Source organism: Microbacterium sp., assembly GCF_035554235.1.
In the GTDB taxonomy this organism is placed as follows: domain Bacteria; phylum Actinomycetota; class Actinomycetes; order Actinomycetales; family Microbacteriaceae; genus Microbacterium.
The window spans coordinates 1-19,472 of the sequence record NZ_DATMIO010000056.1; the positions used below are offsets into that span (position 1 = coordinate 1).

The 19,472-nt window shown below is 69.3% G+C and carries 23 protein-coding genes and 2 tRNA genes; 12 read left to right on the forward strand and 13 right to left on the reverse strand.

The genetic code is table 11. From position 1 onward, the window contains the following. From VNT50_RS02640 to VNT50_RS02655, 4 genes are all read left to right on the forward strand, one after another. Positions 1–610, forward strand: a 610-nt coding sequence (locus tag VNT50_RS02640) for an Asp-tRNA(Asn)/Glu-tRNA(Gln) amidotransferase subunit GatB (protein ID WP_491715932.1), incomplete at its 5' end; no start/stop codon positions are given. A 77-nt stretch (positions 611–687) separates the two neighbouring features. After that, positions 688–1,971: a DNA polymerase IV gene (locus VNT50_RS02645; protein ID WP_325483551.1), complete on the forward strand. Its 1,284-nt coding sequence runs from the start codon at positions 688–690 to the stop codon at positions 1,969–1,971. A 56-nt stretch (positions 1,972–2,027) separates the two neighbouring features. Next, a complete protein-coding gene (locus tag VNT50_RS02650; RefSeq protein WP_325483552.1) occupies positions 2,028–2,348 on the forward strand; it encodes a hypothetical protein in 321 nt (106 codons plus the stop codon). Beyond that, a complete protein-coding gene (locus tag VNT50_RS02655) occupies positions 2,323–2,925 on the forward strand; it encodes a nucleoside/nucleotide kinase family protein (protein ID WP_325483553.1) in 603 nt (200 codons plus the stop codon). The genes VNT50_RS02650 and VNT50_RS02655 overlap by 26 nt, the downstream gene beginning before the upstream one ends. A 14-nt stretch (positions 2,926–2,939) precedes the next feature. Here VNT50_RS02655 and VNT50_RS02660 read toward each other — a convergent pair whose 3' ends face one another. From VNT50_RS02660 to VNT50_RS02685, 6 genes are all read right to left on the reverse strand, one after another. After that, positions 2,940–3,428, reverse strand: coding sequence for a DUF2017 family protein (locus VNT50_RS02660; RefSeq protein WP_325483554.1), 489 nt, complete (start codon positions 3,426–3,428; stop codon positions 2,940–2,942). Then, a complete protein-coding gene (gene clpS / locus VNT50_RS02665; protein WP_325483570.1) occupies positions 3,425–3,733 on the reverse strand; it encodes an ATP-dependent Clp protease adapter ClpS in 309 nt (102 codons plus the stop codon). The genes VNT50_RS02660 and clpS overlap by 4 nt, the downstream gene beginning before the upstream one ends. Further along, the gene (locus tag VNT50_RS02670) at positions 3,724–4,074 is read right to left on the reverse strand and encodes a metallopeptidase family protein (protein WP_325483555.1); all 351 of its coding nucleotides are present in this window, start codon (positions 4,072–4,074) and stop codon (positions 3,724–3,726) included. The genes clpS and VNT50_RS02670 overlap by 10 nt, the downstream gene beginning before the upstream one ends. A gap of 24 nt (positions 4,075–4,098) precedes the next feature. Then, a tRNA-His gene (locus VNT50_RS02675) sits at positions 4,099–4,174 on the reverse strand. Positions 4,175–4,208: 34 nt separating this feature from the next. Further along, a complete protein-coding gene (orn, locus tag VNT50_RS02680) occupies positions 4,209–4,835 on the reverse strand; it encodes an oligoribonuclease (protein ID WP_325483556.1) in 627 nt (208 codons plus the stop codon). 65 nt (positions 4,836–4,900) lie between these two features. After that, positions 4,901–4,973: transfer RNA gene (locus VNT50_RS02685), tRNA-Arg, on the reverse strand. A 104-nt stretch (positions 4,974–5,077) separates the two neighbouring features. On the opposite strand from VNT50_RS02685, the gene VNT50_RS02690 reads away from it, so the two are divergent. Next, a complete protein-coding gene (locus VNT50_RS02690; protein WP_325483557.1) occupies positions 5,078–5,287 on the forward strand; it encodes a methyltransferase in 210 nt (69 codons plus the stop codon). Here VNT50_RS02690 and yczE read toward each other — a convergent pair. Continuing rightward, on the reverse strand, positions 5,247–5,921 hold the full coding sequence (gene yczE / locus VNT50_RS02695) for a membrane protein YczE (protein ID WP_325483558.1): 675 nt from the start codon (positions 5,919–5,921) through the stop codon (positions 5,247–5,249). The genes VNT50_RS02690 and yczE overlap by 41 nt on opposite strands. A gap of 65 nt (positions 5,922–5,986) precedes the next feature. On the opposite strand from yczE, the gene yczR reads away from it, so the two are divergent. After that, on the forward strand, positions 5,987–7,423 hold the full coding sequence (gene yczR, locus VNT50_RS02700) for a MocR-like transcription factor YczR (protein WP_414683929.1): 1,437 nt from the start codon (positions 5,987–5,989) through the stop codon (positions 7,421–7,423). A gap of 4 nt (positions 7,424–7,427) precedes the next feature. On the opposite strand, the gene VNT50_RS02705 is transcribed toward yczR, so the two are convergent. Continuing rightward, positions 7,428–7,712, reverse strand: coding sequence for a hypothetical protein (locus VNT50_RS02705; protein WP_325483560.1), 285 nt, complete (start codon positions 7,710–7,712; stop codon positions 7,428–7,430). A 275-nt stretch (positions 7,713–7,987) separates the two neighbouring features. On the opposite strand from VNT50_RS02705, the gene ssb reads away from it, so the two are divergent. From ssb to VNT50_RS02725, 4 genes are read left to right on the forward strand one after another with little or no spacing between them, the layout of a single operon-like run. Next, positions 7,988–8,503, forward strand: a complete 516-nt coding sequence (gene ssb, locus VNT50_RS02710; protein WP_325483561.1) for a single-stranded DNA-binding protein — start codon at positions 7,988–7,990, stop codon at positions 8,501–8,503. A 57-nt stretch (positions 8,504–8,560) separates the two neighbouring features. Continuing rightward, entirely contained in the window at positions 8,561–9,070 is a 510-nt protein-coding gene (locus VNT50_RS02715) for a DUF6993 domain-containing protein (protein WP_325483562.1), read from the forward strand. A 4-nt stretch (positions 9,071–9,074) separates the two neighbouring features. Further along, complete coding sequence (gene ettA, locus VNT50_RS02720) at positions 9,075–10,757, forward strand: energy-dependent translational throttle protein EttA (protein ID WP_325483563.1); 1,683 nt, start codon at positions 9,075–9,077, stop codon at positions 10,755–10,757. Continuing rightward, positions 10,750–11,253 (forward strand): acyl-CoA thioesterase, encoded by a 504-nt coding sequence (locus tag VNT50_RS02725; protein WP_325483564.1) that lies wholly within the window; start codon positions 10,750–10,752, stop codon positions 11,251–11,253. The genes ettA and VNT50_RS02725 overlap by 8 nt, the downstream gene beginning before the upstream one ends. A gap of 42 nt (positions 11,254–11,295) precedes the next feature. Here the strand turns inward: VNT50_RS02725 and VNT50_RS02730 are convergent, their stop codons facing one another. Further along, positions 11,296–12,138 carry an acyl-CoA thioesterase gene (locus VNT50_RS02730; RefSeq protein WP_325483571.1) on the reverse strand — a complete coding sequence of 281 codons (843 nt, stop codon included), beginning with the start codon at positions 12,136–12,138 and terminating at the stop codon, positions 11,296–11,298. 110 nt (positions 12,139–12,248) lie between these two features. On the opposite strand from VNT50_RS02730, the gene VNT50_RS02735 reads away from it, so the two are divergent. Then, a complete protein-coding gene (locus VNT50_RS02735) occupies positions 12,249–12,920 on the forward strand; it encodes a DUF8185 domain-containing protein (protein ID WP_325483565.1) in 672 nt (223 codons plus the stop codon). Positions 12,921–12,945: 25 nt separating this feature from the next. Here the strand turns inward: VNT50_RS02735 and VNT50_RS02740 are convergent, their stop codons facing one another. From VNT50_RS02740 to pepN, 4 genes are all read right to left on the reverse strand, one after another. Continuing rightward, complete coding sequence (locus tag VNT50_RS02740) at positions 12,946–14,616, reverse strand: FAD-binding dehydrogenase (protein ID WP_325483566.1); 1,671 nt, start codon at positions 14,614–14,616, stop codon at positions 12,946–12,948. Next, positions 14,613–15,068: a globin gene (locus tag VNT50_RS02745; protein WP_325483567.1), complete on the reverse strand. Its 456-nt coding sequence runs from the start codon at positions 15,066–15,068 to the stop codon at positions 14,613–14,615. The genes VNT50_RS02740 and VNT50_RS02745 overlap by 4 nt, the downstream gene beginning before the upstream one ends. After that, a complete protein-coding gene (locus tag VNT50_RS02750) occupies positions 15,065–16,144 on the reverse strand; it encodes a mechanosensitive ion channel family protein (protein WP_325483568.1) in 1,080 nt (359 codons plus the stop codon). The genes VNT50_RS02745 and VNT50_RS02750 overlap by 4 nt, the downstream gene beginning before the upstream one ends. 63 nt (positions 16,145–16,207) lie before the next feature. Beyond that, a complete protein-coding gene (gene pepN / locus VNT50_RS02755) occupies positions 16,208–18,796 on the reverse strand; it encodes an aminopeptidase N (protein WP_325483569.1) in 2,589 nt (862 codons plus the stop codon). 109 nt (positions 18,797–18,905) lie between these two features. On the opposite strand from pepN, the gene VNT50_RS02760 reads away from it, so the two are divergent. Next, positions 18,906–19,472: ferrochelatase (locus VNT50_RS02760; protein WP_414683928.1), on the forward strand; the 567-nt coding region annotated here is incomplete at its 3' end.

The window sequence follows — 19,472 nt, forward strand, 5'->3', positions numbered from 1 at the left end:
CGACCTGCTCCCCGTCGTCCCCTCCGCCGAGCTGATCGAAGAGCTCCGCGCCGCCCTGCCGGAGCGGCCGGCCGAGCGCCGCCGCCGCCTGAAGGCGGACTGGGGCTTCACGGATGCCGAGTTCCAGCTCGTCGCGAACGGCGGCCTGATCGCCGAGGTCGAGGCGACCGTGGCCGCGGGGGCGAGCGCCGCCGCCGCCCGTAAGTGGTGGACGGGTGAGCTCACCCGCATCGCCAACGCGGAGGGCCGCGAGGCGTCCGACCTCGTGACGCCCGCGGATGTGGCGGCCGTGCAGAAGCTGGTCGAGGACGGGACTTTGAACGACAAGCTCGCACGCCAGGTGCTCAGCGGCGTCATCGCGGGGGAGGGAACCCCGCAGGAGGTCATCGACGCGCGCGGCCTCGCGGTCGTCTCCGACGATGGCGCGCTCATCGCCGCGATCGATGAGGCGCTGGCATCGCAGCCGGACGTGCTGGCCAAGATCCGCGACGGCAAGGTTCAGGCGGCGGGTGCCGTCATCGGCGCCGTCATGAAGGCCATGCGCGGTCAGGCCGACGCCGCGCGCGTGCGCGAGCTCGTGCTCGAGCGCGCAGGCGCCGACGACGAGTAGCGACCCGCATTCGCAGCGCCTCCGGTGGTGCGGATGTCGGTGGTCCGGATGTCGGTGGTCCAGGCGAGGATGGTGCCATGGGCAGGGGTGACGGAAGCGAGCGGGTCGTCTCGCTGCCTGGTGCCGACGACGCGGGCACGGGGATCCTGCACGTCGACATGGACGCGTTCTACGCGTCGGTCGAGGTGCTCGACGATCCGTCGCTCCGCGGCAAGCCGATCGTCGTCGGAGCCCCGGAGGGCCGCTCGGTCGTCTCGAGCGCGTCGTACGAAGCGCGGCGGTTCGGCGTCCGCTCCGCAATGCCCGTCTCCCAAGCCCTCCGGCTGTGCCCGGAGGCCATCGTCGTGCTCCCGCACTTCGAGCGGTACCTCGAGGTCTCCGCGCACGTGATGCGCATCTTCCGCGACGTGACCCCGCTCGTCGAGCCATTGTCGATCGACGAGGCGTTCCTCGACGTGCGCGGGGCCCGGCGGCTGTGGGGGAGCCCGGGTGAGATCGCCCGCGGCATCCGTCATCGCGTGCAGCGGGAGACCGGCATCACCTGCAGTGTCGGCGTCGCAGCCACCAAGCATGTGGCGAAGATGGCGTCGACCATCTGCAAGCCGGATGGCATGCTGATCGTGCCCGAGGCCGGCACGGATGCGTTTCTGCGCCCGCGCCCCGTGCGCGCCCTCTGGGGTGTGGGCCCGAAGTCGGCGGAAGCGCTCGAAGGGCGCGGCATCCACACGATCGGCGACGTGCTCGACACGCCTCGCGACGTGCTCGATCGGGCGCTCGGATCGGCGATGGGCGAACGCGTCTGGCATCTGGCGCGCGGGATCGATGCCCGCGCGGTGTCCACGACCCACGTGGAGAAGAGCGTCGGGCACGAAGAGACCTTCCACGAAGACATCGCAGACCCGGCCTATCTCCGAGCGGAACTGCTGCGCCTCGCCGACCGGGTGGCCACGCGACTGCGCGCCGGCGGATGGGAATCGTCGACGATCGCGATCAAGGTGCGGTTCGCCGACTTCACGACGGTGAGCCGATCGCAGACGCTCCCCGAACCGACGGCCGTCGGTCAGCGCATCGGCGACGCTGCGCGGGAACTCTTCGCGTCGATCGCCCTGCGGCAATCCGTGCGGCTGGTCGGCGTGCGAGCCGAGAAGCTCCGCCCCGCCGGGGGAGGCGGAATCGCCCTGTGGGACGACGACGCCGAGTGGCGCCGCATCGACGACGCGCTGGATGACGCGTCCGCACGGTTCGGAAAGGGCGCGGTGACCCGCGCCGCCTTCCTCGGACGCAAGCAACGGCACGATTCGCTTCCCTCCCACCCACGACCGCCGAAGCCGGGGCCAGGCGATGAGTCCGCCGTGAACTGACCCGACCGACCACTTCACCCTGGGCAGGGGGAGCCGCGGACGGTAGCGTGGACTTCATGCCCAACATCGCACTCGAGCTCGGCAAGCAGTCCGCAGCCTTCGGCGTCCACAGCGCCTACGGCGAGCAGCAGGACGTCGACGGCATCCGCCTGATCCCCGTCGCCATCTCGTGGTCCGGCTTCGGCGGCGGCTCCGACGAGTCGGGCAACGGCGGCGGGGGAGGCGGCGGTTACGCCATCCCGCTCGGCGCCTACGTCCGGCGCGGCGACGACCTCCGCTTCGAGCCCAACCTCGTGTCTTTCCTCGCGGTCGCCATCCCCTTCCTGTGGGTCGCCGGCCGCGCACTCAGCCGTGTCATCCGCGCCCTCAAGAGGTAGCGCAGCGCAGGCCGACCCGTTCACGATCGCGCTCCGTCGGGCGACGGCTTCCCTGCGCGAAGCCGTCGTGCAGCTCTCGGCGTCGAACCCCGTCATCCTCATCGACGGGCGCAGCGGTGCTGGTAAGTCGAGCCTCGCACGCTCTCTCGTGGCGGACTGGCCCCTGCGCGGTCGCGTGCAGCTCATCGCCCTGGATTCGATTTACCCCGGCTGGGACGGCCTCGAGGACGGCGTGGTCGCCGCGCGAAGCCTCATCCTCGCGCCGCACGCCCGCGGTCTCATCGGGGTGTGGCAGCGCTTCGACTGGAGCCTCGACGAGTACGCCGAGGCGCACGCCGTCGACCCGTCGCTGCCGCTGATCGTCGAGGGCTCGGGCATCCTCACACCGGCGACGGCCCGACTCGCCGACCTGCGCGTGCTGCTCGATGCTCCGCTCCACTCGCGCAAGCGACGCGCCCTCGCGCGCGACGGCGAGTCGTACCGCCCGCATTGGGACCGCTGGGCCGAGCAGGAAGAGAGCCATCTGCGGCGTGACGAGCCGGCTTTGCAGGCGACCCACGTCTTCGCGATGCCGTAGCCCGCGCACGCCGATCAGGGTTCGGATGCCTGGATCAGGCCTTCGAGTCGATAGCCGAGCCAGTCGTACACGCCGAAGCGCGGGTCGTCCTCGTCGCGATCGTCCTCGTCCTCGATCCCGAGGCGGGAGGCGATGACGAGGCGGATGGCCGTGAGGGTGCGCATCCACGCGCGCACGCCGTCTTCGTCGAGGGCGATGTCGACGGGCCGCGCAGCATCGTCCTTGGTATGCGAATCGACGGTGCCGCGCAGGTCGGAGAGCACACGCTCTGCGTCCTGCCCGCGTCGGCCGAGCAGGTCGGACTGGGTCGCGCGCCGGAACTCGGATGACGCCTCGGCGTCATCCGGATACACGTCCGGAACGAGCCGGGCGACGGCGGGATCGATCGCGGAATCGGCATCGGTTCGCGTCTCGTCGAGCAGCTCCGAGAACTGCGTCACGAGATCGGCGAGATGATCCGCTTCGATGCGGGTGATCGTCAGGATCAGCATCCGGTCGCTCATGAACCTGCCCTTCGCACGGTGGCCCACAGTCCGTAGTCGTGCATGGCCTGGGCATGAAGCTCCATCTGCTCCCGCGGGCCCTCCGCGACCACGGCGTGGCCGTCGTGGTGCACGGCCAGCATGCGCTCGTTGGCCTTCGCCGCGGAGAACCCGAAGTACTCCCGGAACACCCGCACGACGTACGACATGAGGTTCACGGGATCGTTCCACACCACCGTCTCCCAGGGGCGCGTGGGATCCGGGGATTCGTCGAGGCCCGGATCCTCCGTCTGCTCGGGAAGCGCGAGTGCGGTCGTCACGCCCAGCCCAGTTCGTGCAGTCGCTCGTCGTCGATGCCGTAGAAGTGCGCGATCTCGTGCACGAGGGTCGTGTGCACCTCCTCGCGGAGCTCGTCCACGTCGTCGCAGACCTCGAGATGCGGTTCGCGGTACACGATGATCCGGTCGGGCAGTTCCCCTTGCCCGTAGCGGTCGCGCTCGGTCAGCGCGAGTCCGTCGTACAGGCCCAGCAGGTCGAGGCTGCCGTCCTCGGGGCGGTCCTCGACGACGAACACGACGTTGTCGAGGCCCCCGACCATTTCGTCAGGCAGCAGGTCCAGCTCGTCCACCACGAGTGACTCGAACGTCTCGGCATCCATTTCGATCATCAGTCGAACTCTGCCTCGTTCATTTGGGGTGAGTAACGGGGCTCGAACCCGCGACATCGGCCACCACAAGGCCGCGCTCTACCAACTGAGCTATACCCACCATGTGCCCGCGTTCGCGGGACCAGACGATTCTATTACACGTCGGCAGCGAACGCCGACACGGCCGAGGCCGCTGCGGCGCGCGCGCCGTCGCTGGTCGGTCCCGGTGGCGGCACGAATACCGCGTGCCGGTAATAGACGAGTTCGCGGATCGATTCGAGGATGTCGGCGAGGGCGCGGTGCCCGCCATCCTTCGAGGGCGCGTGGATGTACGCCCGGGGGTACCAGCGCCGCGAGAGCTCTTTGATGCTGGACACGTCGACGTTGCGGTAGTGCAACCACCGATCGACGCGCGGCATATATGTCGCAAGGAACATGCGATCCGTTCCGATGGTGTTGCCCGCCAAGGGGGCCTTGCCTCCGAGGGGGACGAACCTCTGGATGTACTCCAGGGTGAGGAATTCCGCCTCCGCGAGGCTCACGCCGTGGGGGATCTCATCGAGCAGCCCGGACGAACGGTGCATCTCCGTGACGAATTCGCTCATGTTCGCCATCGCGCTGTCGTCGGGCTTGATCACGACGTGGAATCCGGCATCGAGCGGCCGCAACTCGAAATCCGTCACGACGACGGCGATCTCGACGAGCTCGTCGACGGCGACGTCGAGTCCTGTCATCTCACAGTCGATCCAGACCAGCCGGTCGTTCTCCGTAGCCCCCACCATGCGGTCCATCCTAATGACGGGGGCCGACAGGGCGGCTGACGGGGCCGAATGCCGGACGGGCGGAGTCCCCCAGGCAGGATTCGAACCTGCGACCAGCGGATTAGAAGGCCGCTGCTCTATCCACTGAGCTACTGGGGGTCGCAGCATCCAGGCTACCGGGCCCGTGCTCGACACGCCGGACGCCGGGGCTGGTGCGCGTGCAAGGGCGGGCGTAACGTCGGCATGGCGGAAGGAGTCGAGACATGACGAATACCCAGACACACCGCCTGTGGGTGGCCCATGGCCCCGCCGGGGCAGTGGGGACCATCCAGCAGGAGGGCGATGACTACACCGTCAGGATGATCGGACGCGATGCGCCCGCCGGTACGTATCCGACGATGGAGGTCGCGAAGAACGCCCTGTTCTCACAGCTCAAGCCGGGCTCCGCGTGGCCGGAGTTCCGGGAGCACTGACACCGGGTCCGGGGCGCTTCGCGGTGCGGGGCTTCGCGGTGCCCTCCCGCGCGGTCCCCTGCTTCGCGGTGTCGAGCAGCGGCAGGGCGATGTGCACGAGTGGTCCGATGAGGAAGGCGAAGGCCACCGTGCCGATGCCGACGGTGCCGCCGAGCAGCCAGCCGATGATCAGCACCGTGATCTCGACCGTGCCGCGCGCCAGCCAGATCGGCCACCCGAACCGGGATCGGATTCCGGTCATCAATCCGTCGCGGGGCCCCGGGCCGAAGTGCGCCCCGATGTACAGTCCCGACGCCAGCGCGACGAGCAGGATGCCGAGGGCGAGCGCCAGGATCTGATACCCGAGGCCCGCAGGGACCTGCACCAGGGTGAGGGTGGCCTGCATGCTCGTGCCGACGAAAAGGATGTTCGCGATCGTTCCGAGCCCGGGTCTCTGCCGCAGCGGGATCCAGAGCAGCAGTACAAAGAACCCGAGGATGTTCGTGACCCACCCGATGCCGATGCCGGTGTGCAGGGAAATGCCCTGAGCGAGCACGGTCCACGGGTCGACGCCGAGCCCGGCTTCCACGGTCAGCGCGGCACCCGCCCCGTAGAGCACAAGGCCGATGAGCAACTGGAGCACGCGCCGGGTCATGCATGCAATCCAATACCGGAATTGGATGTTGGCCAAGAGGCCAATCCTGGTAGGGTGGCCGCATGATGGACTCTCGCCTTTCGGCGCGTTCCCTGGAGACGCTGCTCGGCCCGTGGCGCACCAGGGAGCCCGCGTACGAGGCCATCGCCGACAGCGTCCGTCTCCTCTGCCTCGACAACCGCATCGCGCCTCGCACGGCGCTGCCGGCAGAGCGGGAACTCGCGACGCGCCTCGGCGTGAGCCGCACCACGGTCGCCGCGGCGTATCGCAGCCTGAGGGACAGTGGCCACATCGAGAGCCTGCGCGGATCCGGCAGCGTGACGCTGCCGCTCGGCGGCAGCGCCCCGGGGCGGTTCTCCGCCGATGAGGGCGTCATCGATCTGCAGCAGGCGAGCCCGTCCGCGTGGCCGGGGCTCGCCGGTGCGTACGCCGAGGCCGCCGGGCGCACCGCATCCCTCGTCACGAGAACGGGCTACGACGTCGTCGGGCGCTCGGGCCTGAGGGAGGCCATCGCCGCGCATTACGCGACCCGCGGGCTGCCGACGACGTCGGCGCAGATCATGGTGACCAACGGCGCCCAGAGTGCCATCTCCCTCGTCGCTTCGCTCTTCGTCTCCCGGGGGGACCGTGTGGTCATCGAGACCCCGACCTACCCGCACGCCGCCGATGCGTTCCGTGGATGCGGCGCCCGCCTCGTCGGCGTCCCCGTCGTGAGCGGGCACGGGTGGGATCTCGAACGGGCCGACCACGCGTTCCGTCGAGCGGTGCCCACGGCGGCGTACCTCATGCCCGACTTCCAGAACCCCACGGGGGGAAGCATGAGTGCGGCGGAGCGCGTGGCGTTCGCCGAGGCGGCGCGTCAGGTCGGTGCGACCCTCATCATCGATGAGACGACGGCCGAGCTCGGCATCGACCGTCCCGAGACACATCCTCCGTTCGCGGCGACCGCGGCCGGCGTCGGCGGCGTGTCGATCGTGACCATCGGATCGCTGGGAAAGACCGTGTGGGGAGGGCTTCGCGTCGGCTGGATCCGCGCCGAGATCGACACGATCCGTCGGCTGGTAGCGGCGCGCACGGCCTTCGACCTGGGTACGCCCGAGTTCGAGCAGGCGGTCGCCGAGCAGCTCTTCCCCCAGATGCCCGGCATCCTGACGCAGCGATCCGGTCTCCTGCGCGAGGGCCGCGACGCGGCCGTCGAGACCCTCGCCGAGCGCCTGCCCGCGTGGGATGTGCCCCGCGTGCACGGCGGAGTCTCCCTGTGGGTCGGCCTCGGCGAGCCGCTCAGCTCGAGCCTCGTGATGACGGCGCGCCGTCGCGGACTGCTCCTCTCTGCCGGCCCGCGATTCGCGGTCGATGGCGGCCACGAGCGGCACATCCGCATTCCCTTCACCGTGTCGCGGCACACCATGGAGCGCGCCGTCGACATCCTCGCCGACGCGTGGGCGGATCTCGCCCAGGGTGTGCCGCTCGAGGGCGTCGAACCCCTGTCGTCGGTGATCTGACCCGTCACACCGAGTACCGCAGGCACGCGGCCGCGTCATCGGCCGACCAGAACTCGCCGAGTTCACGAAACCTCGTCGTCGGCGCGTGGTAACGCTTGGCGACGAACCTCGTTCCGAGCGGATGTCGAAGGCTCTGGACGTGACCGATCACGTGCCCCGACGGATCGAGCACGCGCCACAGGTCGCGCCCCGCACGCTGGATGCGCTCACGCGCGTCGGGTGAGAGGCGGGGTTCAGCCGCAGAGTCGTCGGTGACGGCATCCACCGTCGTCGACATGGGAATCGTCATGGAACCTCCTTGCAGTGTCGAAGATACATTCGACCTCCGACACTCGAACTCGACGCATCCTCGTCCGCTCCGTGAGCGGTCCGCGGCGTCTCGTTCGTCAGCCCACGGGACCATCGATTCCTGCACACCCGGTCGGCGGGCCCGAACTTTCACAGTTCGAGCCCGATGTGCGTTCGGGGCGGGCGGCGGAGGGCACGCTGATCCCAGTTCGGGCGCCGGATGGCACACCGGTGCCCGGACACGGCGGGGACGGTCCCCGCAGAAAGGGATGCATCATGAGCGACACCATCACGATCACGGGAAACATCGCGACGCCGCCGGAGCGCAGGGTCACCCCAGCGGGCGTCGTGATCACGAGCTTCCGCGTGGCGAGCAGCCAGCGACGCTACGATCGCAACAGCGGCGGCTGGATCGACGGAGAGACCAACTGGTACACGGTCTCGACCTTCCGCGCGCTCGCGGAGCACGCGTACGAGTCGTTCCACAAGGGCGAGCGCGTCATCGCCACGGGCAAACTCCGCCTGCGGGAGTGGGACAACGGCACGAAGAAGGGCTTCACCGCCGAGATCGACGCCGACGCGGTCGGCCACGACCTGCTGTGGGGCACGTCGCGCTTCCGCAAGGACGAAGCGAATCAGCCGCCCGCGGACCCCGCCGAGACGGACGCGCTGCAGAGCGCGGACCCGGGCGCCGCGGCCTGGACCCCACCGGGATCGTCATCGCCTGTCACGGAGTGGGACACCGCCGAAGCCGGCGCCGACGACCCGGTCGCGGTCGACGCCCCGTTCTGACGACTCTCCGCGATCGTTCGGGGCGATCGTTCGGGACGGCGGCCCTAGACTCACTGGGTGACCCGCCGCCCCGACCGACGCCGCGCCGTTCTGGTGTTCGCGGGTCTCGCACTCTCGAGCACCCTGGGACTGGCGGGGTGCAGCGCCCCCGCCCCCGCGCCGACGACGTCGGCCGTTCCCTCCGGGACGGGTTCCACCGAGCCCACCCCGAGTGCGACCCCCTCGATCTCGGAGCCCGTGCTCGCACCGGACGGGTCGGCCGCCGACAACCTGCCGTTGTTCAGGGCGGTGACCGAGCAGGTGTGGGCGACGGATGCCCGAGACCAGGGCCGCGCGTACGTCGACGCCCTCGCCGCCGCCGGGTTCGACAAGGCCGGCATGCAAGTGACCGCGGACGTGTCGACGGTCGGGAACGCCGCGGAGAGCATCCAGTTCTCGGTGCTCTGGGGAGCCGAGTGCCTGATCGGGCAGGTCGGGCCGGCGACGGGCGCGCCCGTGGCCATCGTGGCGCGGGCCCTCGAAGGGGGCGTGTGCCTGGTGGGGAACACCCGGCCAATAGACTGGTGACGATATGGCTGAATACATCTACTCGATGGTGCGGGCCCGCAAGGCGGTCGGCGACAAGGTAATCCTCGACGACGTCACGATGGCGTTCCTCCCCGGCGCGAAGATCGGCGTCGTCGGCCCGAACGGGGCCGGAAAGTCCACGATCCTCAAGATCATGGCCGGCCTCGATACTCCGAGCAACGGCGAGGCCAAGCTCTCACCGGGCTACAGCGTCGGCATCCTCATGCAGGAGCCCGTGCTCGACGAGCACCTCACGGTGCTCGAGAACGTGCAGCAGGGTGTGGGGCCCATCATGGGCAAGATCACCCGCTTCAACGAGATCTCCGCGCTGATGGCCGACCCCGACGCGGACTTCGACGCGCTCCTCGCAGAGATGGGCACCCTCCAGGAAGACATCGACGCCGCCGACGCGTGGGATCTCGACTCCCAGCTCGAGCAGGCGATGGATGCCTTGCGGACACCGCCCCCCGAGGCCGTGGTGTCGAATCTCTCGGGCGGTGAGAAGCGCCGCGTCGCGCTCTGCAAACTGCTGTTGCAGAAACCCGACCTGCTGCTCCTCGACGAGCCCACGAACCACCTCGACGCCGAGAGCGTGCTCTGGCTCGAGCAGCACCTCGCCAAATACCCCGGCGCCGTGCTCGCCGTGACCCACGACCGGTACTTCCTGGATCACGTCGCCGAGTGGATATGCGAGGTCGACCGCGGTCGCCTCTACCCCTACGAGGGCAACTATTCGACGTACCTCGAGAAGAAGCAGGAACGACTGCAGGTCCAGGGCAAGAAGGACGCCAAGCTCGCCAAGCGTCTCGCGAGCGAACTCGAATGGGTGCGCAGCAACGCCAAAGGCCGCCAGACCAAGTCGAAGTCGCGCCTCGCGCGGTATGAGGAGATGGCCGCCGAGGCGGACCGCACGCGCAAGCTCGACTTCGACGAGATCCAGATCCCGCCAGGGCCGCGCCTCGGCCAGATCGTGCTGGAGGGCAAGAAGCTCGAGAAGGGCTTCGACGGCCGCCGACTCATCGGCGATCTCTCGTTCACGCTGCCCCGCAACGGCATCGTCGGGATCATCGGCCCGAACGGCGTGGGAAAGACGACACTGTTCAAGACGATCGTCGGTATCGAGCCGCTGGATGCCGGAGAGCTCAAGATCGGCGAGACGGTCGACATCTCCTATGTCGACCAGAGCCGTGGCGGCATCGACCCGAACAAGAACCTCTGGGAGGTCGTGTCGGACGGGCAGGATTTCATCCAGGTCGGCAAGGTCGAGATCCCCTCGCGCGCCTACGTGTCGCAGTTCGGGTTCAAAGGACCCGATCAGCAGAAGAAGGCGGGCGTGCTCTCGGGAGGTGAGCGCAACCGCCTCAACCTCGCCCTCACGCTGAAACAGGGCGGCAACCTGCTGCTGCTCGATGAGCCCACGAACGACCTGGATGTCGAGACCCTCGGCAGCCTCGAGAACGCGCTCCTGGAGTTTCCCGGCTGCGCCGTGGTCATCACGCACGATCGGTGGTTCCTCGACCGCATCGCGACCCACATCCTCGCCTACGAGGGAACCGACGACCAGCCCGACAAGTGGTACTGGTTCGAGGGGAACTTCGAGGCGTACGAGGAGAACAAGATCGAGCGCCTCGGACCCGATGCCGCCAAGCCGCACCGTTCGACGTACCGCAAGCTCACTCGTGACTGATCACCCGAGCGGACCCCCCGTTCCCGGGCGGCCGCGCATCCACGTGCCCATCCACCTCCGGTGGGGCGACCTCGACGCGTACAACCACGTCAACAACACGTCGATGCTGAAGCTCCTCGAGGAGGCGCGCGTGCGCGCCTTCTGGCGCGCGGACGAAGGTCCCGCGGCGCCGTCGACCGCCGTGCTGGAGTCGGGGCACGCGAGCGGCCTGCTCACGTTGATCGCCCGGCAGGAGATCGTCTACCTCCAGCCCGTGCCGTACCAGCGGCATCCGCTCGATGTGCAGATGTGGTTCGGCAAGGTCGGCGGCTCCAGCATCGAGGTCTGCTACGAGATCTGCAGCCCTGCCGAGACGCCCCCGCAGGTCGTGTACGCCCGTGCGAGCACGGTGGTCGTGAAGGTGGATGCCGAATCCGGCGCGCCCGTTCGATTCAGCCAGGAGGAGCGCGCCGCCTTCGAGGAATACCTGGACGAGCCCATCCACCTGCGGCGCTGAGCGCCGAGGCGAGCACCGCAGCGAGTGCGCCGCCGGGAGCGGTCACGCCCCGATGCGGACGACGACCTCCTGGGCGACGCTCGCAACGAGGTCACCGCCCTGCGAGTACAGCCTGCCCGTGGCGAGCCCGCGCCCGCTGCTCGCGCTCGGCGACTCCTGCACGTAGAGCAGCCATTCGTCGGCACGGCCGGGACGATGCCACCACAGCGCCGTATCGAGGCTCGCGAGCTTCAGCCTGGGGTTCGCCCACGCCTGGCCGTGCGCGCGGAGGATCGGCTCCTGTATCGAGATGTCGGTCATGTACGCCAGCACCGCGGCGTGCAGGGTCGGATCGTCGCCGATGGGGCGACGCACGCGGATCCAGAGCGCCTGCGACGCCGATCGCTGCGGATCGGGTGCGAGGTAGATCGGCGCGGAGACGTGCCGCAGCTCCACCGGGCGGTCCTGGATGAGCCGGCGCGTGAGGGGATGCTCGAACGAGATCCTGTCTTCGATCGCCGGGAGATCCTCGGGCTGCGGGATGCCCTCGGGCATCGGCGCGAAGTGTTCGAGACCCTCCTCGCGTCGCTGGAACGATGCGATCATCGAGAAGATCGGCTGACCCTCCTGGAATGCCTGTGTGCGCCGCGCTGCGAACGATCGCCCGTCGTGGATGCGGTCGACCGTGAAGACGATCTGCTGATCGGGATCGCCCGGGCGGAGGAAGTAGCCGTGCATGGAGTGCACGGCCCGATCCGGATCGACCGTGCGGCTCGCCGCGATGACGCACTGGGCGAGCACCTGCCCACCGAACACGCGACCGTGGGGCATCGGCTCTGAGTCTCCCACGAAGGCGTCGAGTTCCGACGGGTCGTGCGTGGGCGTCAGATCGAGCGTTGCCAGCATGAGAGACACGGATGCCGCGGCCCGCTCATGCACGTCGGTCGTCTCTGTCACGGGTCGCACCCTCCCCGGCTCGGATGGGGCATGCCGGGCCACTTGGTAGTTTATGGGGGATGTCCGAGCGCCTCCGTTTTCCCGACCGCGAGAGCCGCGATGACGCTCTCACCTTCGCCTCGCGAGCCGCCCGCCTCGCCGACCCGACGGTGCGGCTCCGCGCGAGCGCGGGCGTGCTCGCGATGACCGCGGCCGCCTTGGTCCCTCGCGACCTCGTCGATCCGACGCCCACGGTGCTGGCGCTTCGCACCCTGGCGGTCGATCCCGAACTCGAGTGCGACCTCATCGTCGAGGCGAGCCTGCTCACGGCCGCGGCGGACGAAGACGCGATCGTGCTGCCCGACGCCGCGACCCGCGCCGCGTGGGCTGGTGTCTCGCCGCCGCGGGGCGGCTGGGTCGCGGCCGGCGAGCTCGACGCGTCGGCCTTGGCCGCACGGGCGCACGACGGCATGGCGCGGGTCGCGTCGGCGCTGCCGCCGGGTGCCGGCGAGGAAGTCGTGCACCGCGTGCGCGCGGGTGTCTGGGGCGAGAGCGTGCCCGAGTGGCACGATCTCCCGCTCGGCATCGCCTTCGCGGCGGTGGCCCTCGGTTTCATCTCCGGCACAGAGCACGCCCGCGTGTTCACGGCGGGCGCCTGGACGCGCGTGAGTCTCAGCAGGGGTCACCTGCTGGTCAGGGGTCCCGCCGCGATGGGGCTCACGGCCGTGCGCAGCACGGGCCGCGCCGGCTGAGCCACCGACCGCTGCGACCCGGCGGCTAGACCGACTCCGCGGCAGCTCGGCCCGCCTGGCGGCCCGAGAAGAGGCATCCGCCCACGAACGTGCCTTCGAGGGCGCGGTAGCCGTGCACACCGCCGCCGCCGAACCCGCTCGCCTCGCCCGCGGCGTACAGCCCCGAGATCGGGTTGCCGTCCGCGCCGAGCGCCCGGCCGTGCAGGTCGGTCTCGATTCCGCCGAGCGACTTGCGCGTCAGCACGTGCAGCTTGACGGCGATGAGCGGGCCCGCCTTCGGGTCCTGCAGGCGGTGCGGTGACGCGGTGCGGATCAGCTTGTCACCCAGGTACGCCCGCGCCGAGCGCAGCATGGCGATCTGCGCGTCTTTCGTGAAGTCGTTCTCGATCTCGCGATCGCGGGCCTCGACCTCGGCGATCACCCGGTCGCGGTCGAGCGCGTCGCCGCCCGGCAGCGCCTGCATCCCGGTGATCAGATCGGCCAGATTGTCGCGGACGACGAAGTCGGCCCCTTTGTCCATGAACGCCTGCACGGGCGCCATCGGACCTTTGCCGAGCCGCTCGGTCAGGAGGCGCTTGACATCCTTGCCCGTGAGATCGGGGTTCTGCTCGCTGCCCGACAGCGCGAACTCCTTCTCGATGATCTGGCGCGAGAGCACGAACCACGAGTGGTCGTAGCCGGTCTGGCGCAGGTGCGCCAGGGTGCCCAGCGTGTCGTAGCCCGGAAAGAGCGGCACGGGCAGTCGCGTCCCGGTCGCGTCGAGCCACAGCGACGAGGGCCCGGGAAGGATGCGGATGCCGTGCGAGGGCCATACCGGATTCCAGTTCTCGATGCCCTCGACGTAGTGCCACATGCGGTCGCCGTTGATGAGCCTCGCACCGCCCGATTCCGCGACCGCGAGCATCGAGCCGTCGACATAGGCGGGCACGCCCGTGAGCATCGCGGCGGGCGGGGTGCCGAGACGGGCGGGCCACTGCGCGCGCACGAGGTCGTGGTTGCCGCCGATGCCTCCCGAGGACACGATCGTGGCGCCGGCGGTGATCTCGAACGAGCCGACGACCTCGCGAGAGGTGGGCAGGCCGCGCCCCGCGCCGGAGGGAGCGAGCACGTCGCCGGCGGCGCCGGTGATCGCGCCCGCGGAGTCGCGGAGCGCGCTCACGCGGTGCCGGGGCAGGATCGTGACGCGCCCTTCCACCTCGCCGCGCTCGATGATCGATTGGAAGGGCGCGACCAGACCCGGACCAGTGCCCCAGGTGATGTGGAAACGAGGCACGGAGTTGCCGGGCCCGAGGGCGCTGTACCCGCCCCGCTCGGCCCATCCCACGACCGGGAAGAACCCGACATCCAGCGAACGCAGCCACGCCCGCTTCTCTCCTGCGGCGAACTGGAGGTACGCCTCGGCCCAGCGCCGCGGCCACTCGTCCTCGTCGCGGTCGAACGCGGCATTCCCGTACCAGTCCTGCCGTGCGAGCTCGAGGGAGTCCTTGATTCCCATGCGCCGCTGCTCGGGGGAGTCGACGAAGAAGACGCCGCCGAACGACCACCATGCCTGGCCGCCGAGGTTCGTCCGCGGCTCCTGGTCGACGATGATGACCCGTCGGCCCGCCATGATCGCCTCGGAGGCGGCGACGAGCCCGGAGAGGCCCCAGCCGATGACCAGCACATCGGTGGCGTGTTCAGTGTGGGCAGCGGTCATTGCGGCTCCTTGCTAGGCGGATCGATGGGGAAGTTCGTGCCACGTGCGCGACCCTCGGCGGATGGTCCGATTCCGGAGGGCTCGAACGTGTTGACCATCGCGAGCGCTGCCCGCTGCAGGTAGTCCCACAGGGTCGCCTCGTGGAGTGGTGAGAGCCCGAGCGTATCGACCGATGCGCGCATGTGCGCCAGCCAGCGATCGCGCGCGTCCGGGTTGACGTGGAATCCGCCGTGACGCATCCGTAGCCGCGGGTGTCCCCGCGTCTCGCTGTAGGTCCCGGGACCGCCCCAGTACTGCTCGAGGAAGAGCGTCAGCCGCTCGGCCGCGGGGCCAAGATCGTCCTCCGGGTACATCGGGCGAAGCACGGGATCCTCCGCGACCCCGCGGTAGAAGCCGTCCACAAGCCGCACGAACGTGTCGTGTCCACCGACCTCGTCGTAGAAGGTGCTCATGCGTCACCGTCGCTGGGTGCCTCAGGAGTGTGCGGAGGCGTCCTCTTGGGGCGCCAGAGCGGCCGCGCGGAGCCGGCGGCAGGCTCCGCCACCGGGGTCGGCTTGGTCTTGGGTGGGTTCGCCCCGCGCACGCGCTGGGCGCCTTCGAGTCCGCTGAGCGTGATCGAGTTCAGCTGGGGGAGCATGAGTCCGAGCTCGTCGATCGCCCGTTTCAGCCGCATGCGCAGCTCGCGGGCGACGTCGTCCTTCGCGTTCGAGCGGGTCTTGATGACGAGGCGGATGACGAGCGCGTCGCCGGAGACGGACTCCAGGCCCCACACCTCGGGCTTCTCCAGCACGCGGGTGCGCCACTTCGGGTCTTTGGACAGCTCGGTCGCGGTGGCGAGCATGGTGGATTCGACCTCGTCGATGTCGGCATCCACCGGCACGGCGAGGTCGACGATCACCCGCGACCATCCCATCGACATGTTGCCGATGCGGAGGATCTCGCCGTTGCGCACGTACCAGAGCGTGCCGTTCACGTCGCGCACGTGCGTCACCCGGACGCTGACGTACTCGACGATGCCCGTCGCGAGTCCCAGGTCGACGACATCCCCGATGCCCACCTGGTCTTCGGCGACGATGAAGATGCCGTTGAGCACGTCCTTCACGATGTTCTGGGCGCCGAAGCCGAGGCCCGCGCCGATCGCGGCCGTCAAGAGCGTTATCGATCCGAGCACGTCGGGGAACAGGATGTGCAGGATCAGGACGAGCCCGATGACGACGATCGTCACGTTGACGATGTTCTGCAGGATCGAGCCGAGGGTGCGGGTGCGCTGAACGACGCGGACCGCCGCGAGCGGCGAGCGATCGAGCGCCCGGGTGTCGTCGACGTTGGCCTTCGACTTCGCGCCGTTCACGATGCGCGACACGACCCGCCGGATGACGAGCCTGAGGATCCACGTCAGCAGCATCGCTCCGACGATGACGCCGGCCACGGCCAGCAGGTCGAGCCCGATGGCGCCGAGCGCGGCGAGCAGTTCGGTCCAGAAAGTGGGTTCGGTCACGTCGGGCACGTCGAGGGAGAGTGTGTCCATCGTTCCGATCCTAACGACGGATGCCGCGAGCCACCTGGGCCCGCGGCATCCATTCGGTGTGTCCTACTGCGCGTCCCGGTCCTGTACGGCCAGCGCGCGTTCGACGCCTGCGAGGTTCTCGTCCACGAGGCGACGGAGCGCCGGGGCGGCGTCGCGGTTGGCGGCCAGCCACGCGCGCGTGGCGTCGCGCAAGGCGACGTTCGCGAGGGGTGCCGGGTAGAGCCCCACGATCAGGTACTGCGCGATCTGGTACGACCGGGCTTCCCAAATGGGCAGCAGCATGTCGAAGTAGGGCTGCACGAAGTCGCCGAGCTGGGCGACGGTCGCGGGATGCTGGAAGCCCAGCGCCGTCGAGCGCACGATCGTGTTCGGCAGGTCGTCGTTGTCGATGAGCGACGCCCATGCCGCGCGCTTGGCCTCGGCCGTCGGGATCGACGCGCGGGCCTGCGCGGCGAACTCCCCGCCCTTGGCTGTGTTGTCGGCGGCGAGGGCCGCGTCGATCGCGTCGGCGTCGGCCACGCCGCCCGCGGCGAGCGAGACGAGCAGCTGCCACGACAGGTCGGTGTCGACATCCAGGCCTTCGAGGGTGACGTCGCCCTCGCGCACGGCGCGCACCGTCTCCCAGTGCGCGGGCGTGGCGGCGGCGCTGGCGAAGGCGGTGACGAACTGCAGCTGGCTGTCGCTGCCCGCTTCGGCGGCCTGCGCGAGCGCCCACAGGCCGTCGGCGACCTTGGCGCGGGTGGCATCGCGCTTCTCGGGCGAGACATAGGCGTTCGCGGCGAGCTGCAGCTGAGCCAGCGTCGTGCGCACCGTCGTCGATTCGGTCTCGCGACCGATGTTCCGCAGCACGAGGTCGATGTAGTCGCTGGGTGATGCTTCGGCGTCGCGCGTCTGGTCCCACGCGGCGCCCCACACGAGCGAGCGCGCGAGCGGGTCGGCGATGTCTCCGAGGTGCGCGATCGCGGTCTGAAGCGAGCGCTCGTCGAGCCGGATCTTGGCGTAGGCCAGGTCGCCGTCGTTGAGCAGCACGAGATCCGGGCGCTTCAGGCCCTTGAGCTGAGGCACCTCGGTGAGGTCGCCGTCGACGTCGATTTCCACGTTGTGCACGCGCTCGAGGGCGCCGCCCTGCACGTTGTAGAAGCCGACGCCGAGACGGTGGGGGCGGATCGTCGGGTAGTCCGCCGGGGCGGTCTGCGTGATCGCGAAGCGCGTGATGACGCCCTGTGCGTCTTCGGCGAGGACGGGGGAGAGCGTGTTGACTCCCGCCGTCTCGAGCCACTTCTTCGACCACGTGCCGAGGTCACGGCCGCTCGTCGTCTCGAGCTCCGTGAGCAGATCGGCGAGCTCGGTGTTGCCCCACTCGTTCTTCTTGAAGTACGACGCGACGCCGGCGAAGAACTGCTCGATCCCGACCCAGGCGGCGAGCTGCTTGAGCACCGAGCCGCCCTTCGCGTAGGTGATGCCGTCGAAGTTGACCTGGACGTCCTCGAGGTCGTTGATCGTCGCCACGACCGGGTGTGTGGAGGGGAGCTGGTCCTGGCGGTACGCCCAGGTCTTCTCCATGGCGTTGAACGTCGTCCAGGCCTCGGTCCACTCGGTGGCCTCTGCCGTGGCGATCGTGGACGCCCACTCCGCGAACGACTCGTTGAGCCAGAGGTCGTTCCACCACGTCATCGTGACGAGGTCGCCGAACCACATGTGGGCGAGCTCGTGCAGGATCGTGACGACGCGACGCTCCTTGACGGCGTCGGTGACCTTGCTGCGGAAGACGTAGGTCTCGGTGAAGGTCACCGCCCCCGCGTTCTCCATGGCGCCCGCGTTGAACTCGGGCACGAACAGCTGGTCGTACTTCGCGAACGGGTACGGATAGTCGAACTTCTCCTCGTAGTACGCGAAGCCTTCGCGGGTCTTGTCGAAGATGTAGTCCGCGTCGAGGTGCTGCCACAGGCTCTTGCGGGCGTACACGCCGAGGGGGATGACCCGGCCGGAGGAGCTGGTCAGCTCCGAGAACGTCGCTTCGTACGGACCGGCGATGAGCGCCGTGATGTACGACGAGATGCGGGGCGTCGCCTCGAAGGTCCACGTGGCGCTGCCGTCGCCATGCCTCTTGGGCTCGGGTGTCGGCGAGTTCGAGATGACCTTCCACGGCTCGGGCGCGGTGACCGTGAACTGGAACGTCGCCTTCAGGTCGGGCTGCTCGAACACCGCGAACACCCGCCGCGAGTCGGGCACCTCGAACTGGGAGTACAGGTAGACCTCGCCGTCGACGGGATCGACGAAGCGGTGCAGTCCCTCGCCCGTGTTCGTGTAGAGGCAGTCGGCGTCGACGATCAGCTCGTTCTCGGTCTGCAGACCTGTCAGCGCGATGCGCGAGTCGGCGAACGCCGACACCGGCACGTCGGCGCCGTTGAGCGTGATGCTGTGCACGGTTCCCGCGATCAGATCGATGAAGGTGTCGGCTCCCGGTGTGGCGCCGAAGCGCACGAGCGTGCGAGACCCGAAGACATCGGCGCCCTTCATGAGGTCGAGCTGCACCTCATAAGAGATTCCGGCTCCTGGGCTCGCGTCGTCCTGAGCTTGTCGAAGGGCCGAAGGATCGATGATGGCGCGGCGCTCCTGCGCCTCGATGCGGGTGAGGTTCTCTCCAGGCACTGCTCTGCTCCCATGGTAGGCGGGTCGTTTTTCGCGCGCGCGGACTCGTGGGCCGACGCTGGCAACCGCTCCAGCCTATGGCAGGCCGCGGAGATGAAAGGATGGTGGCGTGGCTGTGGAGCGTGTGACATCGGGTTCGGATATCGGAACGGATGCGGCGACCGTGCCGTACGGCTCGGCGGCGGTGCAGTCGGGGGCCGCGCACATCGAGACGCCGGTCGCGTACGACGGCATCCTGCTCGCCGGCTTCGGCGGACCAGAAGGACAGGATGACGTCATCCCCTTCCTCCGCAACGTGACGCGTGGGCGCGGCATCCCCGACGAGCGTCTCGAGGAGGTGGCCCACCACTACCGTCACTTCGGCGGCGTCAGCCCGATCAATGCCCAGAATCGGGCGCTGAAGGCCGCGCTCGAAGGCGAACTCGCCCGGCGGGCGATCGACATCCCCGTCTACTGGGGCAACCGCAACTGGGCGCCGTACCTCGACGAGGCGGTGCGGGATGCCGCATCCGCGGGCGATCGGACGCTCCTCGCCATCGCCACCAGCGCGTACAGCTCGTTCTCGAGCTGCCGCCAGTACCGCGAGGACTTCGCCGACGCGCTCGCCGACACCGGGCTCGGCGAAGGCGACCACGCCATCCAGATCGACAAGGTGCGCCAGTTCTTCGACCACCCC